A 19,588-nucleotide genomic window follows, 5' to 3' on the forward strand; every position below is an offset into this window, starting at 1 on the left:
GTGCGTGCTTGCCGCGCATGACCCGTGGAGAAAAACGCCTGGCTGACAGGCCGCAAGAGAAAGCCAACGACTCGCTTGCATCGAGGCCGCACCACCTTGGGCGATGCGCGCCCTCTGCTGCGTGATGGACTTCGCCACCATCACGCAGTTCGGCGGCGCCTTGGCCGCCTTGATTCCACTCGTACTGATTGCTGGCTTTGCCGTTGTCATCTGGCGCACGGTGTCGCTGCACACCCTGCTGCGGCGCCTGTGGCTGCTGGTGCACGGCAGCGATGAAATCTCGGACCCCAAGATCCGTTCGTATGTGGACGAGCAGACCAACCTCATGTCCTTTCGCATGTTCTCTGGCGTGCAGGCCGCCAGCCTGGAAGAAGCGCACCAGTTGGTTCAGTGGGCACAACTCCACCGCTTGGATTTGCGCCAAATCGCCGCTTGCGGGCACTACTTCGACACCGGGTTGCGGCAGGTGCGTAAGCAAGACTTGCCCTCACGCCCCTACCTTTATGCCCATATCGCTGCGTTCGTCGTGTTTCTCTTTGCGTCGATAGGCTGCGCCTGGCTGATGCTGATTCCGCAAGTACCGTTCACCTTCAAGGCGAGCGAGCGCACCTTTCTCGCCACAGAGTTCAGCGCGCAGACCTTGTGGCCCCCCGTCCTCTTCAACAGAAACCCATTGAAAAAGAGCGACTGCGATCAGCCGCTGGCAACGAACGCGGCGCGCACCTCCTTCACCGAGGCGGAAGTGAAAACGTTGTGCGAGCTTTTGTCAGCCGACGAGTGGCCAGCGCATCTGGCGACCAAGCTGAAAGAGCAGCGCTGGTCTTTGTTTGTTTGCACGTTGTTCTTTCTTGCTCTGCTTGCTCGCGTGGTCGTGGTTTTGAACAAGGTCGTCAGTGCCAAGGATCTGTTGGCCCGTGGGTTGCCATCTACCTTGCCGGGGGAGCAGGTCGAGTTGGATTTGTATGGTGCAAAAGACTGAAGTCGCGCACTTTGACTGCACAAAACGAAGGTGCATGGATATGACTTTGCTTGGGGACAAAGCGGTGCTGTGTGCGGACTGGAAAACCATGGACCTGTGCGCCATCGCCCTAGCCCAACGCAAGCTGCCGGTAGAGAACAGGCTGGGCATTGCGACTTTGACCCCACCAGCAACAAGATCAAGGTGATGACCATGAAGGTCAGCAAAGGCCTGGAGTTCCCCATGGTGGCGCTACCCGGCGTGTGGCATATGCCAGCCGCGGGGGAGGACGGTAAGGAAGCGGCGCGGGCGTTTTATGTGGCGGCTACGCGGGCGACGCAACGGTTAGTGATTGGTGCGAACGCGAGTAGGTATTTGGGTCGAAGACTGAATTAATCGAAGGTCGATCACTCAGCAATGAGTTGAGAAACCAAACATCAGCCGCATCAATATTGCACAACTGTCAGAAGAGTGAAATATGAAAAAACTCGCTATAAAATTTAAAAACTGCTACGGAATCCAGTCTCTTGAACATGAGTTCGATTTTGGAAATGGCAAACCTGGAAATAAAGCTTTCGCCGTGTACGCGCCGAATGGACTGATGAAAACTTCATTCACTAGGACGTTTGAAAAGCTGGCCGTGGGAAGTGCAGCTGTGGAGGAACGCTATAACAGAGCATCGATATCCGAGGCACGGATGGATGGAGCTCAAATGCCGAAAGAGTCAATTTATGTTCTCAAGTCAGAGATAGATATCCAAGATGACAGTCCGGCACTTACTGATATCCTTGTCAACCCGGAGAATAAATCCCGCTACGACGCAATACTCATTGATATCGATAAGCAAAAAACAATGCTCATTGCCAGCCTACAAAAGGCGTCGGGTGTGCCGAAAAAGGACATTGAGAAAACACTGCTTGATGACATCGGATTTCATGAATTCCCGGAATGCATCACTAGTCTCAGATCGCGCAAAATCCTGTGTGAACTCGCTCACCTTAACTACAGCATCCTTTTCGATCCGAAAGCCATTGATGTTTTGAGAAGTCCAGATTTTATTTCAAATTCCAAAGAATTCAACACGCGGTACCAAGAACTCTTCAGTCAAGAAGGATCGATTTATCAGAAAGGAGTTTTTAATCCTGCAAGAGCCGAGACTTCCTTCAGCACATTGGATAAGCAAGGGTTTTTCAATGGTGGACATCGCTTGCAAATGCGAGGCGAAGCAACCGCTATTGGCAAGGTTGAGCTGGATGAACGATTGAAGAAGATTCATGCTCGAATAGACGGCGATGAAAGTTTAAGAAAAATACGCTCGAGCTTGGCCAAGAATGCTCAAACACAGGCTTTGTCGGACCTCATCGAGAGCTTGCCAATAACCCAAGTTGACGAGCTTCTTGAAAATTTAAGGCCAGAGCGACAAGCTGACTTTCGGCAGGACATATGGGCTCACCATGTACAAAATAGCTCCGATGCCACGGACTTCATTGAGTTACATGAACAAACCAAGGAAGAGATCAAGGCTATCGAAATGGCTGCAGCTCAAGCAGCGCCGAAATGGACTGAGGCGGTTGCCCTTTTTAATGATCGTTTCGTTGACATGCCATTCAGCTTGTCCGTCGCCAATCAGGCCCAAGCTGCGCTCGGCAAGGAGAAGGCCAAACTAAAGTTCACATTCAAAGACGGTGATGACGTTGTTGAATGGGGTCGCTCCGAGATTAAGACGTTAAGTCAAGGCGAGAAACGCGCACTCTACTTGTTGAATTTTATTTTTGAAGTCGAGGCAAGATCTCTTGTTTCGCAAAAAACACTATTCATTATTGACGATGTAGCCGACTCATTTGATTACAAGAACAAGCATGCGATTGTTCAATATTTGGAAGATTTGGATGGTAATCCTAATTTTTTTCAAATTATTCTGACACACAACTTTGACTTTTTCAGGACCCTTGCGAACAACTTTGTTCATCGTGATAGATGCCTGATGGCAAACCGTCATGCCGCGCATATCACTTTGTCAAAAGCCGATGGAATCAAGAACTACTTCATCGGAATTCTCAAAGAAAAGGTACACGTAAATCCTCGTGCACTGTGTGCGACTATTCCGTTTACTAGGAATCTGATCGAGTACACCAAGGGAGAAAATGATCCGGACTATCTCAAGCTAACTTGCCTACTTCACTGGAAGGAGGGCACAGACGCCATTACCGAAATGGATTATTTCGAGATTTACAACCGAACTTTTGGGACTGCGCATGTCGGGCAAAACAAGCCGATCAAGGACTTGCTTCATGAACAAGCTACTGCCATATCGAATGAAGCAGATCACGCTGGATTGAATTTGGAAGACAAGGTTTTGCTTTCCATGGCAATTCGCATGAAGTCAGAAGAATTCCTCATTCGCAAAATCAGAGAGATCAAACAGGACCCCGGCTATTGGTGTGAGTCTAAGAGTCAATTTGGTTTCTTGGTGAAGGAATACAAAAAATTGCAGCCAGGGTCTAACGCACTGCGCACCTTGGAAAAGGTAAGCATCACTGTCAGCTCGAATATTCACCTGAACTCGTTCATGTACGAACCAATACTTGATCTAACCATTGATCATCTGATCCGTCTCTACCAAGAAGTTGATGGTCTGTTGGAAATTTAGGCCAATTGCTAACTGTTCAATCTATAAGGGCTCCATTCCCCATGCACGAAATCATCTGCCCCCACTGCAGCAAAGCCTTCAAGATTGACGAGGCGGGGTATGCCGACATCCTCAAGCAGGTGCGCGATGGCGAGTTCGGCCAACGACAAGGCCGATCACCTGACGATCAAGAAGCTCACACGCGGTAACCCAACGATTGCGGCCAGATTTGCGGAGCCGCATGGTTCTTCGCGCCACCAAATCACGCTGGGCTGAGCGGCTGGCCTGTGGCTTTTGGAAGAAGCGCACCCACAACTCGGTCTCGCTGGCGTGTTTGGCCGGCAGCCATGTGTGATGGCAGGGCTGAATTTGTGCATTTCGGTATGTTTTGTGTTTTCTGCTTTTTTACCGAAAACTTAATGAAAACAATGGGTTAAACGCATAGAGGAGGGTTGGTTTGTGTGGGGCGGGCCATGCATGCGGCACAACCACCCCTCAGCACATTGATGAGTACAGGCTCCCCCCATGGCACCCGCTCCCATCCTCGGCCTCAGCCACCTCACCTTCATCGTGCGCGACGTAGACCGCACCGCCCACCTTTTCTGCGAAGGCCTGGGCGCGCAAGAGGTCTACGACAGCCAGGGCCGCAACTTCTCGCTCTCGCGCGAAAAGTTTGTGCTGCTGGGTGGGCTGTGGCTGGCGTTCATGGAGGGCGAGCCTCCCGCAGAACGCACCTACCGCCATGTCGCCTTTGCCGTGGCCGATGGCGATTTGCCCGCCTGCGAGGCGCGGCTGCGGGCGCTGGGGGTGGAGGTGAAGCCGCCCCGGCCTCGTGTGGAGGGCGAGGGGCAGTCGCTGTACTTCTATGACTTTGACAACCATCTGTTTGAGCTGCACACCGGCGCGCTGGCGCAGCGGCTGGCGCGGTATGCGCAGGGGTAGGGCGTAGGGTTGGTCTGCCGCTGCGCCGTTAGGCGGGGGCGCTTCTTCTAATCACCGCGTTTTGTGCGGTGAATACCGCTGCAACACGGCTCAAACGCGTGTGCAGAAACCCATTTTGCTGCGTTTTTAATAGCTGCTTGCGCTTATTCCATGAGGTCTAGCGGCTGATATGGCTCAAATTTTCTGAGGCTATTTGCCGAAAGCCGTCGGATATGCGCGCATCGGCGCTGGCGGCGGCCCAGAAGCTGCGGGCCAGGGCCAGCGCCTGCGGCCACTCGGGCAGGGTGGCTGCGGTGGGTTGCAGGGGGCGGGCTGCAAAGTCGCGCGGCACCAGCTCGCCGCCTACGGGGGCGTAGAGCATGGGCAGCGTGTCGTAGGCGGGGGCCAGGGCCCAGTCGTCACCGTCCAGCAGCAGCGAGATGTTTCCATAGTGCCGGTCGGTGTTGGCGATCAGCTCGCCATACGCCTCCAGCAGGCGCAGGGTGCGCGCGTCGGCAGGGCGCAGCAGCCCGCGCTCTTGCATGCGGTTGGCGGTGGCGGCCCAGTTGTCCATGGCGCCCACGTATTCGGCGTCGTACACCTTGAGCGACACCATGCCGATGCGCCCCAGGCCCTGCGGGTTGGCGGCGTTGATGGGTGTGCGGTCGAACCGCTCCACCTCCAAAAACACGCGGCCTGCGCCGGTGCTGATGCGGCTGGAGGCGGCGGCAATGCCGGCAGTGGCCAGCGTGTGCAGGGCCAGGTGTTCGCAGACCAGCAGGTCGCGGGTGCGCAGGTCGGTGGGGGCGTTGCCCGCAGGCGAAAACTTGACCAGCACATGGCGAGCAACTTCACCCGAGGCGTCGCCCCCCACGATGGTGCAGAACTTGGGCTGCTCGCCCCCGGCGGACGAGCCGCCGATGCTGCCTTGCATGGCGGCATCGGCCAGGGCCGGGTAGTCGGCAGGCGATGCCGCACGGCTGGCCCGCTGCGGCAGGGTGTGAAAACGCGCAAACGCGGCCTCGCCCACCACCAGGTTGCCGGGCAGGTCGTCGCCGCACAGGGCCAGTGCACGCAGCACGTCGTCATCGCTCCAGAAGCGGGGGTCTTTGGCCAGCTGCAGCTCAGGGTGGGTGGTGGCAAAGGTGCGGCCCATGAAGCCCTGGGGGCGCATGTCGTCCAGAAACCAGGGCAGGCCGTCAAAGCGCTTGGAGAGGCCGTCTTCTTCGTCCACCCACACGGCGCCGCTGGCCAGCGGCACCATGCGCGCAAACGGGCTGGGCTGACCCTGCGCGTTGATGCGCATGACCGGCACGCTGCGGCCCACATCGCGCACGGTGCGGGGCAGCACATAGCGCTGTTTGCGGGCGGCCCCTACCTTTTGCACTTCGCCCGACTGAATGAGTGGGGCCAGCGCGCGCGACACGGTGGGCTGGCTCACCCGTAGCTGGTCTTGCAGCTCGGCGCTGCTAAGTGCCCCGCCCTGGCGGCGCAGGGCTTGCACGATGCTCGCGGAGAGGTCTGGGGTTGGAGGCATGAATAATTATATGAATAGATTTATTTTTATAAAAATCGTTATTTATCAATGAATTACAGCCATTTGTGAATAGATACTGGTGGCTGTGGCTGTGGCTGTGGCTGTGGCTGTGGCTGTGGCTGTGGCTGTGGCTGTGGCTGTGGCTGTGGCTGTGGCTGTGGCTGTGGCTGTGGCTGTGGCTTTGCGCTACGGTACCGAGAGTTGGAGCCTGTGCCAAGTCGGCAGGGAGGCAGGCGGTGGGGGCGCTAGCGCAAGTTCAAGCAGGTTCGATACAGACAGAGACGCTGTGAATACATGAAATGCCATGATTTTTCATAGTGGCGGCCTCATTTTTTGCCAACGGCTATTCATCAATGGCCTTGAGCGTGGGGCATTGCTTTATCGATTTGGCATGAACGCATGAACGCACGAAAGCCCCCAGGCACTTCGCATAGCGCAAACTGCGTTGGGGGCCTTCTGTAGGTGCCTTGTCAGGCACCTCTGGCTCAGATTTTGATGAACTGGCTGGCCGACAACGCGCCAAACGGCAGCTCTGACAGGCGACCGCCCACAGCCAGCGTGCCCAGGTCCACCGGGAAGTAGCCGATGGCGTCCAGCACCTTGCGCACTTCGGCCTTGGCTGCGGCGTCGTCGCCTGCGTAGAACATGGCGCGTTGGCCGCCGGAGACTTGGGGCTGGGCCAGCACGTTCACGTCCAGGTGGTTGAACGCCTTGACCACGCGGGCGCCGGGCACGAATTCGCTGAACACTTCGCTGGACGAGCGCCCGCCCAGGTCGATGGCCTTGATGCCGTAGGCCGCCAGCGGGTTGCTGGGGTCTTTGGCGGCGGGCGAGTTGGGGTCCAGAAACTCCACGGGGTTGGTGCCGTCGATGACGATGCGACCGTTCCACGCAGGCAGGCCGCCCAGGGCCTGGCCCAGGTCTTCCCAGCGCACGGCGATGAGCACGATGTCTGCGGCAGCAGCCTCTGCCACGGTGCCCGCTTTGATGGTGGGGCCCAGTTCGGCCACCAGCGGGGCCAGTGATTCCGGACCGCGCCGGGTGGAGAGGGTAGCCGACAGGCCTTTGCTGGCCAATGCGCGCGCCACGTTAGAGCCGAGTGCGCCTGAGCCGATGATGCCGATGTTCATGGTGATTTCCTTGTCAATGAGTGAAGTGGGTGGAGGGAAAGGGAACAGTGAAAAGTCGAATGTGGAGGGGGATGTGAAAGGGATTAACCCAGCCGCCCGGCCTGGCGCAGTTGCCCTGCAATGCGCCGGATTTCTGTGGTGCCCTGCCGCAGTGCTGCCTGGCTGGTGTGCACGGAGTAAGTCCCCATGACCAGCTCATGCGGGTGCGGCACGGCAGAGCCCAGCACGAAGCGGGTGGCTTCGGTGGCCACAAAGTCGATGCTTTGGTGGGTGGGCTCAAACGCCACCAGTTCGCCTGCCGCAATGGGTTCGCCCGCCGTCAGCGCGCCGGTGGCCACTGCCGCCCATGCCACGGTGTGGCCGGGGGGCGGCGTGTAGGTCCAGCGTTCGCCCTGGGCCAACTGCACGGCCAGATAGGTCATCCCCTCGGGCGCCGCCACGGGGCTTTGTGCTGCGCCGTACTCGCCCAGCAGCACCCGCACCGGGCCCACCTGGGGCACCAGCTCGGGGGCGAGGTACTGGCTGTGGGCGGGGGCGTTTTCCAGCGCGGCGGGCAGGGCCACCCACAGCTGAAAGCCCCGGCCCGGCGTGTCGCCCACGGGGGCACCGGTGTGCCACACGCCGTTGCCAGCACGCATCCATTCCACACCGCCTGCAGGCAGCAGGCCCGCTTGGCCGGTGCTGTCTTCGTAGCGCACATCGCCCTCCGACAAAAACGTGACCGTGGCGATGCCCGAGTGGGGGTGCATGCCAAAGCCCTGCTGCGCTGCGCCGGGCTGAAAGTGCACCAGGTCCAAAAAGATGAAGGGCTTGAGCACTTGGCCCAGGTCCCCAGGGCTCATGAGGCGGGTGATGGGGCCGTGTGTGGTGCCACGGGTGCGGTGTGTGATGGCGCGTGGGGCGGTGGCGGGTGCAGACATACAGAGAACCTTGGAGATGTTGAACTGATGCCTGTAGCTTAAAAATTCATCGATTGATTGACTAGATAGCGCAATATGATTGCACTCGTCCATTAATCGAATGAATTAGTGAGTGAGGGCGCGCAACCATGCTGGATCTGAACGACGTGGCCATCTTTGTGCAGGTGGTGCGCTGCGGCAGCTTTGCCGAGGCATCGCGCCGCCTGGGCGTGCCGCCCAACACCCTGAGCCGCCGGGTGCAGCAGCTGGAAGCGCAGCTGGGCACCCGGTTGATGCAGCGCTCGACCCGCCACCTCACACTCACCAGCGCGGGCCAGGTGTTTCTGGAGCGTTGCAGCGGCGCGGTGGAGGGGCTGATGGATGCGGGCGAGGAGCTGCTGGCGGTGAACCAGGAGCCCAGCGGCCTGGTGCGGGTGGCGGCCCCGGCTGATTTTTTTGATTTCTTTGCGATGGAGTGGCTGACCGAGTTCTTGGTCACGCACCCCAAGGTGCGGGTGGACTTTGTGCTGAGCGACGGCCGCGCGGACCTGATTGCAGACCGGATTGATGTGGCGTTTCGCGGCGGCATTCTGGAGGACTCGGGCCTGTTTGCCCGCAAGGTGCTGGACGCGGGCAGCGACGGCCTGATGGCCAGCCCGGCCTACATCGCCCGCCGGGGTGTTCCGGCCACGCTGCAAGACCTGGCAGGCCACGACTGCCTGGTGTTCAGCCACCCCAGCGGCAAGGCCACCTGGCGCGTGACAGGGCCGGAGGGCGCACCGGCCGAGGTGCAGGTGACTGGCCGCTTCAGCGGCAACGCGGCGCAGGCCTTGCGCAAAGCCGCGCTGGCGGGCTTGGGCATTGCGCTGCTGCCCTCCACGCTGACGCAGCGCGATTTGCGCGCGGGCCTGCTCGTGCCCGTGCTCTCGCAGTACCACCGGCAGGGGCACGGCGTGCACATGGTCTACCCCAGCAGGCGCTATCTGCCCCTGGCGGTGTCGGCTTTCATTGAGCTGGTCATCAGCAAGATGGGCGCGATGCAGGAACTGCCGCCGCAGGGTGATGGATGACAAGGCAGGAGGTCACTGGAGCCGTTCACGCTGAGCTTGTCGAAGCGCCGCGCAAGGCTCGGGCAGGCTCAGCCCGAACGGATGTGTCCGGCAGCGGCCCTACACCACCAGCCGCGAATGCCCCACGCCCCCGCCTTTGACGACCCGGATCTGCGCCGGGATGCGCTCCTTCAGCGCTTCGACGTGGCTGATGATGCCGATCATCTTGCCGCTGGCGTTGAGCGAGTCCAGCGCGGTCAGCGCCACCTCCAGCGTGTCGCCGTCCAGCGTGCCAAAGCCTTCGTCCAGGAACAGCGAGTCGATGGACGTTTTGTGGCTCACCAGATCGGACAGCGCCAGGGCCAGGGCCAGGCTGACGAGGAAGCCTTCGCCGCCCGACAGGGTGCGGGTGTCGCGCGCTGCGTCGCCTTGCCAGGCGTCGACGATCTCCAGCTCCAGCTCGCCCGTGGTTTTGCGGCGCAGCAGGTAGCGGCCGTGCAGGCGCGCCAGGTGCTGGTTGGCCAGTTGCAGCAGGTGGTCGAGCGTGAGGCCCTGGGCAAACTTGCGGTACTTGTCGCCTTTGGCAGAGCCGATCAGCGCGTCCAGCCGCTGCCACACATCGCTGTCTGCGGTTTGCTGGCCGATCTGCGCGAACAGGGCCTGCTGGTTGGTGCGCTGCTGGGCGTCTTTGGCCAGCAGGGCGCGGTGGGCGCCAATCTGTTCGCTGAGGGCGCTGCGCTGGGTTTCCAGCGCGGCCAAGTGGGCGTTCAGCGCATCCAGTGTTTGCGGGGTGAGCGCTTGGGCCTGCAACTGGGCGTGGCGGGCCTGTGCGGCCTGCAGCAGAGCGTCGGCGCGTTGCTGGGCGGCCAGCAAGGCTTCCCTTTGGGCTGCCAGGCTTTGGCGTTCGGGCTCGGGCAGCAGGGCGGCTTCAAAGGCGGCCAGGTCGGCAAAGGGGCTGGCCTGCAGTGCGGCGTGCCATGCGTGGGTGGCCGCCTCCAGCTCGGTGGCTTGCTGGGTGCGCGTGGCCTGTGCCTGGGCTTGGCGGCCTTCCAGGGCGGCCAGGGTGCGTTGCAGGCGCTCGATCTCGGCCACGCTGGCTTGCAGGGCTGCGGCGGCATCGATGGCGCTGTCTTGGTCTATGTCGTGCGCTGTGTCGTGGGGCTCGCCCGCCCATGCCGCCTCGGTGGCCGCATGGGCCGTGGCTTGCAACGCAGCCCAGCGTTGCGACCACTGCTGGGCTTGCGCCTGGGCGGCATCGCACTGCGCTTGCAGGCGCGTGATGCGCTGGGCCAGTGTGTGCAGCTCGGCCTGGGTGTCGCGCCAGCGCTGCCATTCGGCGTCCCGCGCTTGCAGCCAGGGGGCGGGGTCTGCGGGCAGGTCGTAGCCTGCGGCTTGCAGGGCGGCGCGCAGGTGGGCCTGCAGCGCGGTGCCTTCGGCCTGGGCCGCCGCAATGGCGTCTGCCAGGGCGGCTTGGCGTGCTTGTGCTTCGTGCACGGCTTGCTGCTGCAGCGCTAGTTGGTGCGTGGCGGTTTGCAGGGTTTGGTCGCACTGGCTGGCGGCGGCCTGGGCCTGCTGCACGCGCTGGGCGGCGGCCTCTGCACGGTGCAGGGCGCCCTCCAGTTGGGCCTGGGTGGCCTGGGCGGCGGTGTGGCCTGCGGCGATGCGGTCGGCGTGCTGCCAGTCTTCGGGGTGCAGGGTGTGCTCGGCACCCAGCGGCCCGAGGCGGGCGGCCAAGGTGGCCCAGTCGGCCCAGTTGGCCTCCCACTGCACGATGCGCTGGGCAGTGGCGTGCTGCTGCGCTTGGCGCTCGGCCAGCCGGGTCTGGCTGGTGGTCAGGGCTTCGGCCACGGCCTGGCCTTGGGTGGTGACGGCCTCTAACTCGGCTTGCTTGTGCTGCAGCGCGGCTTCGGTGGCCGATACGTCCAGCGCTTGGTACGCATCGATGGCGGGGTGCGCCGTGGCGCCGCACAGCGGGCAGGGCTGGCCGGGCTGCAGGGCGTGGCGGTGCTGGTCCAGGCTTTGGATGCGGCGCTCTTGTTCCAGCAGTTGGCGCTTGTCGGCCACCTGTTCCTTGAGGGCGTTGTACTGCGCGCGCAGGGCCTGGCGTGTGGCCTCTTGCTCTGTGGCGGCGGCTTGCAGGCGCAGCACTTCGGTGCCCAGCGCGGTGTGCTGGTCTGCCAGCTCGCGGCGCTGCTGGGCCTGTTGCATGGCCTGCTGCCAGGCGGCTACGTGGCTTTGGGCGTGTTGCCAGCGCTCGCGCAGCGTGGCAATGCTGTGGCCGCCCAGCGCGTCGGCGTGGTCTGCCTGTGCGGCGTGCAGTGCGGCGGCGGCAGTGGCCTGGGCCTGTGTTGCGGCTTCTACGTGGCCGTGCTGTGCTGTGGCTTGTGCGCTGCGCTGGGCAATGTCCGTCTGCAGCGCTTGCAGGGCCTGTTGCTGCTCGGCCAGGCGGGTGTGCCGTTGGTGTTGCTGTTGCAGTAGCTGGCGCCATTCGCCCAGGCGCTCGCCCAGGTGGGCGTGCTGGGCGTGGGCGCTGCAGTAGTCGGTGTGGCGCTGCTGGGCGGCCTCGGCCTGCGCCAGCTCGGCCTGCGCAGCGCGGGCCACGCGCTGTGCCTGTATGGCGGCGGTGCGGTGGTGTTGGGCGTGCAGGCCCGCTTCGGCCCGGTGCTGCGCTTGCAGGCTGGCCAGCAGGGCATCGCTGCTGTGGCAGGCGGCCTGGGCCTGCCGCCACGCGGCGTGCGGTGCGCGCAGGGCCTGGGCGGGCTCGCTGTCGGCCAGGCGTTGCAGGCTGGGGGCGGCGGCCTGCAGGGCGGCGGTGGCTTGCTGCTGGCCGGTGGTGGCGTCGTGCACGGCCTGCGCGCTGTGGTCCACGTCGATGTGCCACTGGCGCTGCGCGCTGGTGGTGGCGTGGGCTTGCTGCACCTCGGCCAGCGTGTGTGTCCATGCCTCCTGCTCCGCCTGCATCGCGGCGATGCGCTCGGCGGGCAGCAGCTCCACGCCGTCGGCGCGGGCCTTGAGCTGGTTCAACTGCTCGCGGGCGTCACGCGCCTGCTCGAACACGCGGCGGGAGATTTCGCCATAAATGTCGGTGCCGGTCAGTTCCTCCAGCAGCTCGGCGCGGTCGTTGGCGCTGGCGTTGAGGAAGGCCGCAAACTGGCCCTGCGCCAGCAGCATCGATCGCGTGAAGCGCCCAAAGTCCAGCCCGGTCACATCGGCTACGCGCCGCAGCTTGTCGTTGCTCTGGCTGCTGAGGATGGTGCCCAGGCCCGTGGCCGGGTCCACCTGGGCCAGCTCCACCTTGGGGTCTTGCAGCGAGCCGTCCACCTTGTCGCGGGCGCGGCGCTGGCTCCAGAAGGCGCGGTACACGGCGCCCTTCACTTCGAACTCCACCTCGGCCAGGCAGTCGGCGGTGTGGCGCGTCATGAGGTCGTTGGCGGATTTGGAGACGCTACTCAGGCGCGGCGTCTGGTGGTACAGCGCCAGGCAGATCGCGTCGAGCAGCGTGGACTTGCCCGCGCCCATGGGGCCGGTGATGGCGAACAGGCTGTTCTCGGTGAACGGCGGCTGGGTGAAGTCGATGGCCCATTCGCCCTTGAGCGAGTTGAGGTTTTTGAGGCGCAGCTTCAGGATCTTCATGCGGCGCCTTCCTCGGTGGGGCTGGTGATGCTTTGCACCACGGTGCGGTAGCGCTCCTGCAGCGCTTGCTGCAGCTCGGGCGCCAGGGTCTCGGCGGCCAGGCGGCGGGCAAACACGTCGTGGGGGCTCAGCTCGTCCAGCGTCTCCTGGGCGGCCGACTGCAGCGCGGCGGCGGCGCTGGTGCGCTGGCGGCGCACGCGCAGCACCTCCACGGGCAGGCCCTGCACCATGGCGTTGATGCGCTCGGGCAGGTCTTGCAGGTAGTCGTCTTCGGCCACGGTCACTTCCAGCCACGCGTGCTGCTCGGCCGTGCCTTGTGTGGCGGCGGTGGCAATGGCTTGCGGCAGCGCGGCCAGGTTGCCGCTGACGGCGATGAGCGCCTGAAACCGGGGCACGGGCAGCGGCGTGACGCCCGCGAGCCCGCTGGCGTCCAGGTCCACCAGCAGCACTTCCTTTTGCTGCTTGGCCTCGTCAAACCCCAGCGCAATGGGCGAGCCGCAGTAGCGGATGTGGTGCAGCCCGCCCACCTTTTGCGGTTGGTGGATGTGGCCCAGGGCGATGTAGTCCACCGGCGGAAACGCGGCCGTGGGGAAGGCGTCGAGCGAGCCCACATAAATCTCGCGCACCGAGTCGTTGCTGCTGGCGCCCACGGTGGTGAGGTGGCCGGTGGCGATGAGCGGCACCACGCGGCCCAGCGTCTGCTGCAGCTGCGCTTGCCGCGCGCGGCCCGCATCCACCACCGCCTGGTAATAGGCTTGGAGGGCGGCTTGCAGGGACTGTTGCTTGTCCTGCGCGCTTTGCCCCGCCTGGCTTTGCCACACATCGCGCGGGCGGATGAAGGGCACGGCGCAGACGATGCAGCCGGGCTCATGGCTGCCGCCAGCATCGCCGCGCTGGGGCAGTACCACCACATGGTCGGCCGCATCGCCCACGGCCCCCACCACCGTGGTGTTCAGCACCGCCAGCAGCGCACGGCTCTCGCCCAGCGTGGCGACCGAGTCGTGGTTGCCGCCCAGCAGCAGCAGCGCCACGCCTGCGCGGTGCAGGCGCACCACCAGGTGGCTGTACAGCTCGCGGGCGTAGCTGGGGGGTGCGCCGGTGTCGAAAATGTCGCCCGCAATCAGCACCGCATCCACCGCATGCGCATCGACCTGCACCAGCAGCCAGTCGATCAACGCCTGGTGTTCGGCCTGGCGGCTCTTGCCCATGAAATGCTGGCCCAGGTGCCAGTCGGAGGTGTGAAGGATGCGCATGGGGTACTACGGTTTTGATAGCTTCTTGCGCTGATCGAGATTGCGCTAGAGGCCAATTTGACCTGATGGGATTTGTGCCTCCGCCCGAACGGGTGGGAGAGGTCTCTCAGGGGTTTTGTCGATCAGGCCATTTGACCAGAAGACAGGCGGTGCTGCGCCTTGCTTGCGGGGCGCCAACCCGGGTGCATCGGCCTTCACCCGCTCAGGCCGGGGGCGTGCCCTGCGCCACCCGCGCTTCGCGCAGCAGCCAGTGGGCGATGGCTTGGGTGTGGGGGTTGTCTTTGCCGCGCGCGGGCAGCAGCAGGTGGTAGCCCGCAGCCATGGGCAGGTGCTGGGGCCAGGCTTTGACGAGGCGGCCTTCGGCGATGTCGTGGGCCACCAGCACCTCGTGGCCCATGGCGATGCCCAGGCCTGCCACGGCGGCCGATAGGGTCAGCTCGGCGTCTTGCAGCTTCAGGTGGCGGATGCCGGTGAGCTGCGGTGCGTTGCAGGCCGCCAGCCATTGCGGCCATTTGCTGCTGCGCAGTGCGTCGTGCAGCCAGGGGAAGCGCCCCAGGTCTTCGAGCGTGCGCACGGGCCGTTCGTGGGCCAGGCGGGGGGCGATGACGGGGACGAGGCTGTCGTGCATGAGCAGCTGCGCACCGGGCAGCGAGCCGTCGCCGTAGTGGATGCCAATGTCAAAGCGCTCTTTGCGATAGTCAGCGTCCCAGATGGAGGTGGCCAGCTCGATCTCGGCATCAATGCCCGCCAGGTGCAGATGGGCCAGGCGGGGCACCAGCCAGCGTGCGGCAAACGAGGGCATGGCCAGAATCTTGACGCTGTGCGGGCGCTGCGCGTGGCTGGCCAGGCGGGCGGTGCCGCGCTCGAGCTCTTGCAGGGCGCGCTGCACGGTCTCCAGGTACAGGGTGCCCGCCGGGGTGAGCTGTATGCGCCGGTGCCCGCGCAGCACCAGGGTTTGGCGGGTGCTTTCTTCCAGCAGGGCGATGTGGCGGCTGATGGCTGATTGGGAGCAGCCCAGGTCGTCGGCCGCCGCCGTGAAGCTGCCGCACTGCGCCACGGCCCGAAAGGCATGGAGGGCGGCGATGGTGATGTCGCTCATGGGCTGCTGGGGGTGGACGGCACGGGGGCACGGTGGGCGGTGAGGCCATCATAAAACCCGTGCAGCCCCGCCCACCGGGGGCGTGGCTTGCAGATCAGGCGGGCAGGGCCTTCAGTGCGGCCACCACGGCTTCGCCAAACGGCTTGGCAGAGGCCGGGTTCTGGCCCGTGATCAGCCTGCCGTCCACCACCACGCGGCTTTGGAAGATGAGGGCCTCTTCAAACGCTGCGTTTTCTGCACGCAGTGCGGTTTCCAGCTCAAACGGAATGAGCTTGTCGTACTGGCGCGATACCTCCTCTTCGTTGGTGAAGGCGGTGAGCTTGCGGCCCGCGATGAGAGGGGTGCCGTCAGACAGCTTGAGCCCCAGCAACCCGGCGGGGCCGTGGCACACCGCGCTGACGATGCCGCCGCGCTCGTACACGCTGCGCACCACGGTGTGCAGGCGGCTGTTGCGCGCAAAGTCCCACATCGGCCCGTGGCCGCCGACCAGCATGACGGCGTCGTAGCGCGTGGGGTCCACATCGGCCAGCTTGAGGCTGTGCGCCAGCTGGTTGCGCAGCGTGGGCTGAATCCAGAACCAGCTGTTGCCCTCGTCCTTGAGGTCAAACCCATCAAAGGGCGGCATGCCGCCTTGCGGGCTGGCGATGTCGAAGGCGATGCCCGCCTCGGCAAACACTTTGGCGGGGTGGGTGAGCTCGGGAAACCAGAAGCCTGCCACCAGGTCTTTGCCTTTGCGGTCGTGGCTGGAGACAACGATGAGGATGCGGGGCGCCTGGCCGTTGGCCGTGCGGGCATTGGCGGCGCCGTGCACCGAAGCCAGGGTGGCGGCAGCGGCCAGGGCTTTCATGGCAAAGCGGCGGTTCAGGGAGGTCATGCGGGCTTCCTTGCAAAAAGAGGTTCAAAGGGGCGGCGCAGTGATGGGGCAGGGGGCCATCGCCGCCGGGTGATGGGTGGCGATGGCGGCCGCAGATGCGCAGCCCCGTCCACCACCGCAGACACGATTGGACGGTGGAACCGGGGTGCCTGCGATGCGCCGGGCACGGGTCATGCCATGCAGTGGGTGCATGCCTCGCCAGGGCACACCCGTGCCTGGTTGGCTCCGCTTTGGTGGGGCGCTGGTGCAGTGCCGGTGGCGCGATGGCCCCGGCAGCTGTGAAGGCCCTGGCTATGGCCGGTGTCGGCAGGTGCTTCTGTTTTGATAGCTTCTGGCGCTTATGCAGTAAGCGCTGGAGGCTGATTTCGGTAGTGGATGCGAGCTGATGCGCCGGGGCGCCCTACGCCGCCGCTGCCTTGGCCGCTGTGGCTTTGCGTGCCGCCCACAGCCCCTCGGCCGTGTACAGCGCCAGCGCCGCCCAGATCAGCACAAAGCCCACGGCGCGCGGGCCGGCGAAGGGCTCGTCGTACAGAAACACGCCCATCAGCGCCAGGATGGAGGGGGTGATGTATTGCAGGAACCCCATGGTGGACAGCGGCACGCGCCGCGCCCCGGCGGCAAACAGCAGCAGCGGGATGGCGGTGACGGGGCCGCTCAACACAAAGAAAAGCCAGGTGTGCGTGTCGTGTGCGGGCCAATGCTGGGTGGTGCTGACGGGGCCGGTGGGGCCCAGGCACAGCAAGGCCACCAGGGCCAGGGGCGCGAGCAGCATGGTCTCCAGCGACATGCCTTCCAGCGGGCCCAGCACGGCCACCTTGCGCATCAGGCCGTAGAAGCCAAAGGTCAACGCAATCAGCAGCGCCAGCCAGGGCACATGGCCCGACTGCACCGCCATCCACAGCACGCCGCTGGCGGCCACGACAAAGGCCAGCCACTGGGCCCTGCGGGGGCGTTCGTGCAAAAAGACAAAGCCCAGCGCCACGTTGACCAGCGGCAGGATGAAGTAGCCCAGGCTGGCATCGAGCACATGGCCGTTGTTCACGGCCCAGATGTAGCTGAGCCAGTTGGCAGACAGCAGCAGCGCCGACACCGCGAACTTGCCCAGCAGCGCGGGGCTGCGGCGCACATCGCCCAGCCAGGCAAACCGGCGCAGCACCGCCAGCACGATGAGCACAAACACCAGCGACCACACCATGCGGTGCAGCACCACCTCCAGCGCCGTGGCGGCTTGCAGTTGCTTGAAGAACAGGGGGAACAGGCCCCACAGGACATAGGCCGACAGGCCGTACAGGATGCCGCTGGACATGGCGATAAGGCAGTTGCTATCGAAGAAGGGTGAGAACCTGTTCACGGACTTTTCGCGATCTCCGAAAAGATCGTGAACAGGGTCCAAGGACAGGGGGAGTGGATTCGCCGCCCACCACGGCGTGGCGGCGCGCCCCGTTTTTTCTTCTTTGGCACTGGTGGCTGCGGGCAGCAGCCGGGGCGGGCTGCACGGTAACACGAACGGACAGAGCGTACGAACGGCGGGCAGGGCCGCTTCACGCGGTTTGCAGCGCTGCGCCGGGCGGGCAGCGGGCCGCTTGCACGGCCTGCTTCCTACTTTGTTTGCTCATGTTTTGATAGCTGCAAGCGCTTTGAGGATAAGCGCTGGGGGCATTTGGGCTTACTTGCCGCTTTGCCACGCCACCAGGGTGGCCTGGGCGCATTCGTGCATCACGGTCAGTGCGCGTTGGGTGGCGTCTGCGCCAATGACGAAGGGGTTGGCGGAGCGGTTGCGCGCAGGGTGCCGGCTCTGCCCGGTCTGCTGCATCAGCGCCAGCTTCTCCACCGCCTGGTCAAAGCCGTTGTGGTTCGAGATGAACACGTCCACGTTCTGCGCACGGGCCACATCGCGCACGCGGGCCGTGGCGTCGATGTAGGCCTGCAGGCGTTCCACGCGGTTGGGCTGGCGGCCAAAGTTGAACGAGGTGCCGCCCCACAGCAGCGTGCGGTGCACCTGACTGCCCTGGCGGGCACTGAATAGCAGGGACACCGTGCCCATGGTGTGCCCGGGCGTCATCAGGATGTCGATGGCGGTGTCGCCCAGGCGCAGGCGGTCGCCGTCTTTCAGGGCCAGGTCGGTGGCGGGGTTGCGTACGGGCGGGCGGCCCCAGTCGGGGCGGTCGAATTCGAGCTGGGTGGCGGTCATCTCCCAGTCGGGTGCGCCCATGTGCACGGCGGGGGCGTAGCGGCGGCGCAGGTAGCCCACGCCGCCGTAGTGGTCGCCATGGCCGTGGGTGACGATCACCATCTTGATCTGCGCCGGGTTCAGGCCCAGCCTGCGCATGCCAGCGTCGATGATGTGCTCGGCCTCGTCGTCGTTGTCCATGGCATCGACCAGGATCAGGCCCTGGCTGGTGGCAATGACCCAGGCGCTGACCCACTTGTTGCCCACAAAGTACAGGTTGTCAAACGCCTGGCCGGGCGGCGGTGCGGGCAGGCGCATGAGTTGGTCGCGGGGCATGGCTTTGGGGTCGGCCATGGCGGGGTCGGCCACTTCGCCCAGGCGCAGGTAGGGCAGCAGGTCGGTGCCCGCAGCCTTCTTGGCGGCGGCCAGGTGGCTTTGCACGCCGGGCAGTTGCGCGGCGGCGGGGCTGATGCCGCCAGCCACCATGGCGCAGCAGGCGCAGCCCATGGCCAGCATGCGGCGTCGGCCGGGGTTCAGGCCCTCGGGCGTATGGGCGGGGGTGGGCGCGGGCGTTCCCTCCAGAAATCGGAACAGCTTCATGGGCAAGTTTCTCCAGTGATCAGGTTGGCATGAACCAGGCTTGCTCGCCCGCAGGGGCGGTAGATGGTTATTTTTAATACCGGATACTGGAGTGGGGCACCGCTGCAAAGTTCCGCCTGTGCCGTGCGGGTGGGCGGCGCAAGCAGCAGGTGTTTGCTATTGTTTTGGTAGCTTGTTGCGCTTATTGTGCGGGCGGCGCAGGTGCTTTTGGTTCAAACCTTGACCGACGCACCCGTAGCATAGAACTGCCCGCCCGCCACGTAGTGCAGCGTGCGCAGGCTGTCGGGGGCGGAGTCAAACTCCCAGTGCCCGTTGCGGAACACGCGGTCGTCGGCCCAGGCGACCACCACTTCGCCAATGAACAGGTCATAGGCCTGCTGGTTGTGCGGCTCGGAGATCACGCGGCACACCAGCCAGGCGGCGCAGCCTTGCACCAGGGGCGGGTTGTGCTCTGCCGCGATGTCTGGCAGCGCAGGTGCGTCAAACAGTGGCACGGCGTGGCGCTGCAGCTTGTCGGGGTGGGTGTGGGCGCTTTCGGTGCCGATGGCTTCGGTCAGCGCGGCCATGGGCACGGTGGGCAGTTGCAGGGCAAAGTGGCCGCTGGCCTCGACCAGTTCGCGGGTGCGGGTGGCTTTGTCGAGCACCACGGTGACCTTGGGCGGGGCAAAGTCCAGCGCGCAGGCCCAGGCGGCAGCCATCACATTGCGCTGGCCCGCGTGCGCAGCCGACACCAGCACGGTGGGCCCGTGGTTGAGCAGCCGGTAGGCTTTGTCGAGCGGCACTGGGGTGAAGTGCGCTGGGTTTGTGAAGGTTGCAGAGGAAGGTGTCGTCATGGT

The 19,588-nt window shown here is 64.1% G+C and carries 15 protein-coding genes and 3 pseudogenes; 7 read left to right on the forward strand and 11 right to left on the reverse strand.

The annotated features are described in order from the left end of the window. Nucleotides 1–124 precede the first annotated feature (124 nt). The 5 genes and pseudogenes from EAG14_RS00875 to fosX all read left to right on the forward strand — a co-directional run bounded on the left by EAG14_RS00875 (nucleotide 125) and on the right by fosX (nucleotide 4,529). On the forward strand, nucleotides 125–979 hold the full coding sequence (locus tag EAG14_RS00875) for a DUF6216 family protein (protein WP_162995869.1): 855 nt from the start codon (nucleotides 125–127) through the stop codon (nucleotides 977–979). Nucleotides 980–1,171: 192 nt separating this feature from the next. Then, nucleotides 1,172–1,354, forward strand: coding sequence for a 3'-5' exonuclease (locus tag EAG14_RS23145; RefSeq protein WP_240456896.1), 183 nt, complete (start codon nucleotides 1,172–1,174; stop codon nucleotides 1,352–1,354). Nucleotides 1,355–1,436: 82 nt separating this feature from the next. After that, complete coding sequence (locus EAG14_RS00885; protein WP_121727779.1) at nucleotides 1,437–3,608, forward strand: AAA family ATPase; 2,172 nt, start codon at nucleotides 1,437–1,439, stop codon at nucleotides 3,606–3,608. Between the two features lie 41 nt (nucleotides 3,609–3,649). Continuing rightward, nucleotides 3,650–3,754, forward strand: a pseudogene (locus EAG14_RS22575) (DUF2130 domain-containing protein); the annotation flags it as partial. 358 nt (nucleotides 3,755–4,112) lie between these two features. Then, nucleotides 4,113–4,529: a FosX/FosE/FosI family fosfomycin resistance hydrolase gene (gene fosX / locus EAG14_RS00890; protein WP_121727780.1), complete on the forward strand. Its 417-nt coding sequence runs from the start codon at nucleotides 4,113–4,115 to the stop codon at nucleotides 4,527–4,529. 157 nt (nucleotides 4,530–4,686) lie between these two features. Here the strand turns inward: fosX and yjjJ are convergent, their stop codons facing one another. The 3 genes from yjjJ to EAG14_RS00910 all read right to left on the reverse strand — a co-directional run bounded on the left by yjjJ (nucleotide 4,687) and on the right by EAG14_RS00910 (nucleotide 8,095). Further along, the gene (gene yjjJ, locus EAG14_RS00895; RefSeq protein WP_121727781.1) at nucleotides 4,687–6,045 is read right to left on the reverse strand and encodes a type II toxin-antitoxin system HipA family toxin YjjJ; all 1,359 of its coding nucleotides are present in this window, start codon (nucleotides 6,043–6,045) and stop codon (nucleotides 4,687–4,689) included. A gap of 485 nt (nucleotides 6,046–6,530) precedes the next feature. Beyond that, nucleotides 6,531–7,175, reverse strand: coding sequence for an NADPH-dependent F420 reductase (locus EAG14_RS00905; protein ID WP_121727783.1), 645 nt, complete (start codon nucleotides 7,173–7,175; stop codon nucleotides 6,531–6,533). Between the two features lie 83 nt (nucleotides 7,176–7,258). Further along, nucleotides 7,259–8,095, reverse strand: a complete 837-nt coding sequence (locus EAG14_RS00910; RefSeq protein ID WP_121727784.1) for a pirin family protein — start codon at nucleotides 8,093–8,095, stop codon at nucleotides 7,259–7,261. Nucleotides 8,096–8,223: 128 nt separating this feature from the next. Between EAG14_RS00910 and EAG14_RS00915 the strand changes: the two genes are divergently transcribed. Continuing rightward, nucleotides 8,224–9,144, forward strand: coding sequence for a LysR family transcriptional regulator (locus EAG14_RS00915; RefSeq protein WP_121727785.1), 921 nt, complete (start codon nucleotides 8,224–8,226; stop codon nucleotides 9,142–9,144). A gap of 99 nt (nucleotides 9,145–9,243) precedes the next feature. Here EAG14_RS00915 and EAG14_RS23680 read toward each other — a convergent pair whose 3' ends face one another. After that, nucleotides 9,244–9,741 (reverse strand): SbcC/MukB-like Walker B domain-containing protein, encoded by a 498-nt coding sequence (locus EAG14_RS23680; protein WP_369827696.1) that lies wholly within the window; start codon nucleotides 9,739–9,741, stop codon nucleotides 9,244–9,246. Between EAG14_RS23680 and EAG14_RS23685 the strand changes: the two are divergent. Then, nucleotides 9,729–9,851 (forward strand): annotated as a pseudogene (locus EAG14_RS23685) (hypothetical protein); the annotation flags it as partial. The gene EAG14_RS23680 and the pseudogene EAG14_RS23685 overlap by 13 nt on opposite strands. A 2,287-nt stretch (nucleotides 9,852–12,138) precedes the next feature. On the opposite strand, the pseudogene EAG14_RS23690 reads toward EAG14_RS23685, so the two are convergent. From EAG14_RS23690 to EAG14_RS00950, 7 genes and pseudogenes are all read right to left on the reverse strand, one after another. Further along, nucleotides 12,139–12,756: pseudogene (locus tag EAG14_RS23690) on the reverse strand (AAA family ATPase); the annotation flags it as partial. Beyond that, the gene (gene sbcD, locus EAG14_RS00925) at nucleotides 12,753–14,009 is read right to left on the reverse strand and encodes an exonuclease subunit SbcD (protein ID WP_121727787.1); all 1,257 of its coding nucleotides are present in this window, start codon (nucleotides 14,007–14,009) and stop codon (nucleotides 12,753–12,755) included. The pseudogene EAG14_RS23690 and the gene sbcD, both read right to left, overlap by 4 nt. A 202-nt stretch (nucleotides 14,010–14,211) precedes the next feature. After that, on the reverse strand, nucleotides 14,212–15,108 hold the full coding sequence (locus tag EAG14_RS00930) for a LysR substrate-binding domain-containing protein (RefSeq protein WP_121727788.1): 897 nt from the start codon (nucleotides 15,106–15,108) through the stop codon (nucleotides 14,212–14,214). 94 nt (nucleotides 15,109–15,202) lie between these two features. Continuing rightward, the gene (locus EAG14_RS00935) at nucleotides 15,203–15,982 is read right to left on the reverse strand and encodes a type 1 glutamine amidotransferase domain-containing protein (protein ID WP_240456897.1); all 780 of its coding nucleotides are present in this window, start codon (nucleotides 15,980–15,982) and stop codon (nucleotides 15,203–15,205) included. A 400-nt stretch (nucleotides 15,983–16,382) separates the two neighbouring features. After that, nucleotides 16,383–17,288 (reverse strand): EamA family transporter RarD, encoded by a 906-nt coding sequence (rarD, locus tag EAG14_RS00940; protein WP_121727789.1) that lies wholly within the window; start codon nucleotides 17,286–17,288, stop codon nucleotides 16,383–16,385. A 360-nt stretch (nucleotides 17,289–17,648) separates the two neighbouring features. Beyond that, entirely contained in the window at nucleotides 17,649–18,752 is a 1,104-nt protein-coding gene (locus EAG14_RS00945; RefSeq protein ID WP_121727790.1) for an MBL fold metallo-hydrolase, read from the reverse strand. A gap of 212 nt (nucleotides 18,753–18,964) precedes the next feature. Further along, a complete protein-coding gene (locus EAG14_RS00950) occupies nucleotides 18,965–19,585 on the reverse strand; it encodes a flavin reductase family protein (RefSeq protein WP_121727791.1) in 621 nt (206 codons plus the stop codon). Between the last annotated feature and the right edge of the window lie 3 nt (nucleotides 19,586–19,588).

This window comes from Acidovorax sp. 1608163 (assembly GCF_003669015.1).
GTDB lineage: Bacteria > Pseudomonadota > Gammaproteobacteria > Burkholderiales > Burkholderiaceae_C > Acidovorax.